Raw genomic sequence first — 7,324 nt, 5'->3', positions numbered from 1 at the left:
AAGGAACGAATAAAGCCAGATCTTGAAGGTGGTCGCGCCCTGCGTCGCCGAATCGAGCCCACCACCCGCGAATGCAAGTTCCGGACCGATTGCGGTGCCGAGGGCCATCGTCTGGCGCATACGGGTTGCGATTCGCCGCATTGATATGCGATATGAATAATCTTTCAGCTGTACTAATTTCATGGTCGCGAGCTTCGTATTGCGATTCATGTCTTCTCCTTTCACGTGGTTGAGATCAGGCCGCGTCGTCGCGGCTCAAGTCAGTTGCAGTCGTTGTCACAAGCGGAATCGCCGAATGCATCCCATGACGGGTGCGGTGCGTCCGGCCGTTGTTTTGGGCCACTGCGCTGCGCGGAAAAGGTTTTGGCATTGGGCGCTGCAGCGTGCGACGGTCTGTCGGACTGACTGTCCATCACAACAGGAATCGCAGGAACGACATTGGTTGAACCTGCCGCGATCTGGGCGTTGGCAACAACGCGCTGTACGTAGCTTGTACCGCCGGCGTCGGCTGTCTCCCCGCGCGTGAAATTGCCGCTGTAGTAGCAGCTGATCGCCGCACGCAATGCCGGTGTGCCCTGCCCCATTGCTGCGACCGCCCGCTGATAGCAGTCGTGCAGGATGGCGCTGCCCGCGCGGAGGTTTTCGCACGGGTCGAAGGCTGTTTCGTAGGTCAGTCCGTATCGGGCGAGGTTGGTCTTGTTGACCTGTCCAAGCCCCATGCTGAAGTTGATGCCTTGCGCTTCGAGGTCTTTCGCCGTCGCCACAGCTTCAGCACGATCATGCGGCTGCCGAACAAGGTGGCCGCCGACAACGCCAATCGCATACGGATTAAAGCCGGACTCGGTCTTCACGACCGCCTGCAGCGTCGTGGGGTGGACGTTCGGCGCGCATTGCTGGGCCAGGGAGTTGAAATCAAGCATGACTTCCCCCTTCATCAACGCTCGATCGTTGGCTGCGCCCGAACGATATAATGGCTTTAGCCATTGTCGACCTCTCAGGTTTCAACAACTGGTCAGGTCGGCGCCAATGCTCGCAACATCGACGCTGACCGCTTCTACTACCCGTACCTCCACGCCTGCCCTTCGCTGTCTGGCGTTCCCTCGCCAAGATCCGGCTCGCGCGATGCGAACCAATTTAATCTCCTTCTGACACCTCCTCCTGTCGCGACGTTGGCGACGCGGGGGGCGCATCCGACGCGCACTCCTTGCAGACCGTCTCATCCTCCAGTTCGGCCCGACGAGTACGAAGCTCAACAACCAGCTGCGCATTTTTTGACCGTGCCTCCTGCTTTGCCCGATCGATGAGCCACTCATTTAGCTCTCGGGGGAGTCGACACTGCGAGCGAACGATGTCACCCATTCTCTCTCCTCTGGTGCTTTATAGTCACTACAATGTAGTGACACACTGTCACTATATTCCAGCGCCAACGTAGTGTCAAATGTCACTATGAAAGACAGCTACCGCTCACAATTCCGGCTACCGTGGTCCCTCTACCACCAGTTGAACGAATCCGCCACGAAGAATCAGCGCTCACTCAACGCTGAGCTGGTCGCGCGTTTGGAGTCGACCTATCCCCAGCTCAGCGTCCGCGACGATACTGATGTCGACGAATTGCGCGAAACCGTCACGACAATGTCTCTCGCCGAGCTCATGACCCCAGACGAGATAACGATGTTCGCCGAACGCATGCTCGCTCTTGTCGCACGCAAGCGCACTACCAAGACAACACCGTAGTGACACTTTCCAACAGATGATGTGACGAATTCAAGAGGCCCACTTAGCCTTGCGGCCGCCAGTGTTTTATGCTAGTCGCTTCTCTTTGGTAGCCTATGGTTCATGACCGAGAACCAGAGCGGTGGAATTAACGCCAGGCCAAACATGTGCAGATAGCCGCCAGGAAGCGCACTCCCGGTGGGAACCAGGCCATCATAGGCCTGCGTTTGCTCAAGATGATGGTGGGTGTGAAGCCCGTTATTTACGAATAGGCGATTGGACAACCAGAAATTAACGTCCCACGCAATCTGATGGCCCAGGTCGTCAGGACTACCACACAGGCCATAGTGCTGCAGGTAGCCAACCGCCTCTACGACGAAGACAGAGACTATGCCCTGCCCCGCGTAGAAGACCGCCCCACGCCACCCACCAAACCACGCGAAGAGACCCACGACCGCTACGCTGACCGGGACGATCTGCAGGAGCCGGCTTCCCCTCCAACTGCGTGCCTGGCTTAGCTCGTAAGCAACAGCGGATCTCAGCGCCGAGAAGAAGGAGCGGCCGACGTGACACCAAACCGACAGGCCAACATGGGCTGTTGAACCAAATCGCGGATCGCCGACATGCTCGTGGTGGAGTTGATGTACGACTCGGTAGTGAGGGTATCCAGCGACTGCTACCGCTACGTCGGAGATCAACCTGGATACACGCCCGCCCCGGTGCATTACCTCGTGAATGTGCGCCATCGCGAAAGCACTCACCACTCCCGAGGCAATAACGAGCCCGGCAAACTCCAGCGGCCTCGCGGTCATCGCTCTTTCGAGGGCAACAAGCACCGCAGCGCCCCACACGCAAATGTAAGTGACCGGGACTACAGGACCGCTCGGCGCTTGGCCCGCCCTTTGGTTTGTGACCTCCACCTCCTGCCCGATAAGCGCGTCAGCGGCAGGAACCACCGCAACCAAGAATAGCAAAAACAGCCAGGGATGCCGGTCAAAGAAGAATGCCGTCGCGGTCGCTGGTAATAGCGTCGACAGCCAGAACCCGCCCTTATCGCTGCGCAAAGATGTCATTTTCTTCCGCAAACCGCACCGCCGCGGTAATGTGCGAAACGCCAATCTTTTCGTTGATCCGTTGGAACTGCCTGTAGACAGTCGTCGAAGACACCTTCAGCTCATCGGCGATCGCACCTGCATTGAAGCCAGATCTTACGAGTCCAATCAACTGCACGTCCTGTTGTGAAAGGCCACACTTTCTGATCGCATCTTCGCGCACTCCCCGCGATGACCAATCGAGGAGCTCTAACGCCAGGGCCCGGAAAAATGCCCGCCCCTCTCTGAGTTTCGGCTCACCTTCCTCGGGCTTCACGCTCGAGCCAAGGTAGAGAGCTCCAATCCGGCCTTTCTCGCTAGCGTGCGCAGGAATGAGGAACGTGCTGAGAAACCCGTGTTCCGCGGCAACCTCAAGCATCCGCTTTTGCCCAGCAGTCCGGACTGGCAACTCCGAGCCCAACACTGGCGCGGTGTTCGATCGTGCGTAATCGAGACAAGGGTCCGTCAGATACCATCGGTTCGCGTTGTACAGTTGGCACCATTCAGGGCGACAACCGATCAAGAATCGATGGGTGGAGCGACTGGCTGAATGATCGGTAGGATGCAACGAAACGAACACAAACCATTCCGCTCCCTTCGATCGAATTGCGTCGCTAACAAGCGGTATCAACTCCAGTTCATCCGCTGCATTTATAACGGCATCAAAGCTCAGTTCCATTACGGTCGATCCATCTAGATTACTTCACCAACCCCATCCGCCCAGACAATGTTTCGCACTTCCATATAAATTGCCCGCATCACCGAATGATGTGGGTCCGAAAGCGCGAACTTTTCAAACTCGCCTTTTGATGAAATCGGCATAATCTGAACTAGCGTAAGTTCGTCGCCCTGAATCAGATACCTTTCCGCAATGAAACCGCCTGGCACCTGATAGAGGCGAATGCCCACCTGCTCGACATCGGCACTAACGGCTCGTTCATAGACAAGGTTCTTCATAATCCTCGCCTTCGGTCTCAGGGCTATGTCCGCACGCACGACACGTCCGATTCTTGACTTCATGCTCAGACAGAGACGAAATCACATTGTCTGCAACGCATCTTTCGCACTCGAAGATCGATACGAAAAAATCCGTGCGGCAGACTTCGCACTTCATTTGATGGACTTCGTTTTCCTGCAAGACTTCCCATCCATCATCACCGTGATCGGCCCCACAAGAAGGGCACACAATGCTGATACAGTCGCTCATAGTTTCCAATCCAGCAAATCATTTTCACTCCGGCGAATCGCCGGGCCACCTCGTGCACCCGAGTGCTACGCCAGCCTTCTGCCTATCCGCGCTGGATACTTATCGCGCGCTCGACTCGAACGCTCGCTTTGCACGTAATTAACGAACTGTTCTATCTCGGAGTTGGCCATCCCGAGCCATGCGAATCGTATGGCTCCGGGCTCCAACGGGAAAATTAACTCGCGGTCGATGCTGTGATGCTCGAGATACTGAAAGAACACGAACAGGTCATCGTCCTGCAACTGCTCCAGCCATGTTCGCAGGCGCTTCAACTCCTCGTCTGTCAAATCCGCCGGCGATGTGTTTAGAACACTCAATGCGAAGCGCGTTGGGCAGGGCGCTCGCGGGACGTAGTAAAGATCGCGGTGGTCCTGGTGCGATGTGCGGGGATCGACGCCCAGGACAGGAAACGAAAGCCCCTGCTCCTTTGCTTCCTTCGCACGCTGCATCCACGGCCGATCGTCAGGGGATGTTGCCCAGATGCGTTTCAGGTCATCAGCCCGGTACTTCTCGCGGGATTCCCAGATCTCATGCAGCTCGCAGTACTCCCTTGATTGAGAAATCCGGTAAGCCGCATCGACAAGCGGGCTGTCGTGCCAGTGAGCGAGCGGCCTGGTGCGTTCCGCTGCATACATGCGCTGGTGGTCATCTTGCAGATTGACGCCCGACTCCTCGAACAGGCGACGAAATAGAACCAGTGATTTGCGGAAATACTGGGATGCGCCATCTGACTGCGCATACAGGCGCTCCGGAAATGTTTGCGCGTTATCCGGTGCAACATGGCCATTGGCCGCGTCTGTAATGCCCGTGACAAGCCAGAAAGCATAGTGCGGGAAAAGACGTGCCAGCGCTTCGATCATGTCTGGCGTAGGTCGTTGCCGACGATGAAACACCTTACGCCAGCGCTGAATAGAAATACGGGTGTATTCCGTCAGCCGCTCCAAGTAACCCCGGCCAGGCTCGGGCCTCGGAAGCAGAGTACCGAACGCCCTGCGAAGTGCGCCCTCTGGCCTTTCGTCTTCACTTGGCGCGAGGCGTGCCTGCTCATTCAGGAGCAAGATCATGCGGTCTTCGATCGTCGTGGTCATATTTGAAGCAATCCCAATCAGTCAATCTGTCCCGATTAGATCAATTCATAAGATATGACCATACCCGCCCTCCCTTCCCCTCCACCAATTCAGTTACAAACGGAAACACGAAGAAAGGAACCCACTGCTACAAGGCGGAAATTTCTCTGCGTGCATATGCTTCTTGCGTATGCGACATGGCAAATATGCCCTATTCCACCCGTATCGCGGGGGCGATTGGCAATGACACGGTTTTAGTGAGATTGAGATAAGAGTCGTTTAGCCGAAGCGCTGAATGAGCGCAAGCGCCACGGCGCGGAGACTGTTTGGCGACAGTTCCTGCAAGTCAACGACTGGTGCATCTGCAAGTGCGGGATAACTGCGCCGTGTCGAACGTGCATAGGCGGGATCGTAGTGCGCGACCATGACCCGCTCGAACAACTCGGGTATTTGCCGTGATCTGGCCATTTCCTGCCACACCTCGAACTCTTTGCCTCCGATAAGGCTCCGCAGAGAGGCGAGTTTCGATACGAAGGCGTTCGGATCTTGCTCGAAATGGTGATAGTCCTCGCGCCACAATATGACTCGCTGGGCCATCGGCGCATTCACGCAGACAAGCTTGCCCTTCATATGCATCGTTTCGAGCAGCGCTGGCGGTAACTGCACGTTGCCAATCTTCTTGCTCTCTGCTTCCACCCACACCGGGCGGCCGGGAGAGAAAGTACTAAGCTTTTGTTGCAGCAGGCTATCAAAGTATTTCTGCGTCGGCTGCGGCGTACCAGGTATCGCACCAATAACCGAGCCCCGGTGAGACGCGAGCGCCTCCAGATTCAAGACCTGCGCACCGACGGCTTCGAGTTGATCGAGCAATCGAGTCTTTCCACAACCAGTCGAGCCTGACAGGACCACATACGAGAACTCGCGTGGTAGCTTTGTCAGTTGCTCGTTGACCCAACGTCGATAGCCCTTCCAGCCACCAGGTAGACGGTCCACCTTATAGCCGATCGTATCGAGAGCATCAAACCAAAGTCGACTGCGCTTTCCGCCGCGAAAGCAATACACAAGCACCCTGCCATGACGTGGGCGGCCCGCAATTACGGTGTCAAGGTGACGCGAAATGTTTTTCAGCGAATAGGACACGCCGATCAGATATGCCCGCATTTTGTCGGTCCGATGCAAGGTGCCGACCTCGGCGTATTCGTCATTGCTGACCACGGGGAGGTTGATTGCCCCAGGGATGTGATCCACGGCGTATTCGCGTTCGCTGCGCGCGTCGATGATGAGGTCGTAATCTTCGAATCGGTACATGCCCACCTGCCTTGTAATTTTTGGCGTACAACGAATTTTCTCTACGCCATCCAGACAACCGGTCGAGTGCAGGCATGGTACGAACCCCTTACCTCTCTGGCAAGCCCTACCACCCGGCAGGTCTGTCACCGCTGGGGTTCCCTCCCATGTCGCGAAAAATGGTCTTGCGCCCGCTTGGAACGGATCAGCGGTAACCGGCTGCGGCCTCCGGACCACCCGTTTTCCATTTTTTGGAGATAAGCGCTACACTAGATACTGTATATTCATACAGTGTTCTTGCCCCATGAGCGTCTTGCCGCGTCACCCTGAAGAAATCCACCCCGGGCTATGGCGAGCTTCGCAGCTGGCCGCCGGCTTCGATCGGGTGGGTGGTGTCGTGCGGCCACGCCGCGCTAACCGCCGAGCTGCCGGGCGGCGGCTGGCCCGCGGGCGCGCTCACAGAACTGCTCACACCGCAGCCGGGCTGCGGTGAACTGCGTCTGCTGCAGCCCGCGCTGGCGACCGTCGGATCCCGCCCCTTGCTCCTGCTGCAGCCGCCGCATCGGCTACAACCCGCCGGGCTGGCGTGGCTGGGCGTTCCCGCAGGACAGGCCTGCGTGCTGCGCGCACCACGCACGGCTGATGCGCTGTGGGCCGCCGAGCAGATCCTGCGTACCGGCACCTGCGGCGCACTGCTCTTCTGGCAGGCCGAGGTCCGGCAGGAAGCGCTGCGGCGCCTGCATCTGGCCGCGCAGGCCTCGGACATCCTGCTGTTCCTGTTTCGCCCACTCGCGGCCGCCCAGGCGACGTCGCCGGCGCCGCTGCGGCTTGCACTGCGAGCCGCCAGGGGCGGTATTGAAGTGACGTTCGTCAAGCGCCGCGGACCGCAGCGCGACGGACCCGTTTTCGTTCCTCTCGTA

8 protein-coding genes and 1 pseudogene are annotated in these 7,324 nt (G+C 57.7%); 2 read left to right on the top strand and 7 right to left on the bottom strand.

From position 1 onward, the window contains the following. Window positions 1-210, bottom strand: a pseudogene (locus tag P0D96_RS47105) (hypothetical protein); the annotation flags it as partial. Between the two features lie 50 nt (window positions 211-260). Then, entirely contained in the window at window positions 261-920 is a 660-nt protein-coding gene (locus tag P0D96_RS47100) for a lytic transglycosylase domain-containing protein (RefSeq protein ID WP_408321100.1), read from the bottom strand. A 526-nt stretch (window positions 921-1,446) separates the two neighbouring features. On the opposite strand from P0D96_RS47100, the gene P0D96_RS47095 reads away from it, so the two are divergent. Beyond that, window positions 1,447-1,734: an Arc family DNA-binding protein gene (locus tag P0D96_RS47095; RefSeq protein ID WP_097397551.1), complete on the top strand. Its 288-nt coding sequence runs from the start codon at window positions 1,447-1,449 to the stop codon at window positions 1,732-1,734. 71 nt (window positions 1,735-1,805) lie between these two features. Here P0D96_RS47095 and P0D96_RS47090 read toward each other — a convergent pair whose 3' ends face one another. The 5 genes from P0D96_RS47090 to mnmH all read right to left on the bottom strand — a co-directional run bounded on the left by P0D96_RS47090 (window position 1,806) and on the right by mnmH (window position 6,425). Further along, window positions 1,806-2,786 (bottom strand): fatty acid desaturase, encoded by a 981-nt coding sequence (locus tag P0D96_RS47090; RefSeq protein WP_408321098.1) that lies wholly within the window; start codon window positions 2,784-2,786, stop codon window positions 1,806-1,808. Beyond that, window positions 2,764-3,483 carry an autoinducer binding domain-containing protein gene (locus P0D96_RS47085; RefSeq protein WP_408321096.1) on the bottom strand — a complete coding sequence of 240 codons (720 nt, stop codon included), beginning with the start codon at window positions 3,481-3,483 and terminating at the stop codon, window positions 2,764-2,766. The genes P0D96_RS47090 and P0D96_RS47085 overlap by 23 nt, the downstream gene beginning before the upstream one ends. Window positions 3,484-3,497: 14 nt before the next feature. Then, window positions 3,498-3,761, bottom strand: a complete 264-nt coding sequence (locus tag P0D96_RS47080; RefSeq protein WP_200655387.1) for a hypothetical protein — start codon at window positions 3,759-3,761, stop codon at window positions 3,498-3,500. Window positions 3,762-4,076: 315 nt separating this feature from the next. Next, window positions 4,077-5,138, bottom strand: coding sequence for a hypothetical protein (locus tag P0D96_RS47075; RefSeq protein WP_408321094.1), 1,062 nt, complete (start codon window positions 5,136-5,138; stop codon window positions 4,077-4,079). Window positions 5,139-5,396: 258 nt separating this feature from the next. Beyond that, window positions 5,397-6,425: a tRNA 2-selenouridine(34) synthase MnmH gene (mnmH, locus tag P0D96_RS47070; RefSeq protein ID WP_408321092.1), complete on the bottom strand. Its 1,029-nt coding sequence runs from the start codon at window positions 6,423-6,425 to the stop codon at window positions 5,397-5,399. A gap of 368 nt (window positions 6,426-6,793) precedes the next feature. Here mnmH and imuA point away from each other — a divergent pair. Then, on the top strand, window positions 6,794-7,324 hold a 531-nt coding region (gene imuA / locus P0D96_RS47065; protein WP_408321091.1), incomplete at its 3' end, for a translesion DNA synthesis-associated protein ImuA.

The organism is Paraburkholderia sp. RL17-347-BIC-D (assembly GCF_046027915.1).
Classification (GTDB): domain Bacteria; phylum Pseudomonadota; class Gammaproteobacteria; order Burkholderiales; family Burkholderiaceae; genus Paraburkholderia.
Note: the sequence above shows the minus strand (reverse complement) of the source record. Positions and strands in the feature narration are given on the sequence as shown.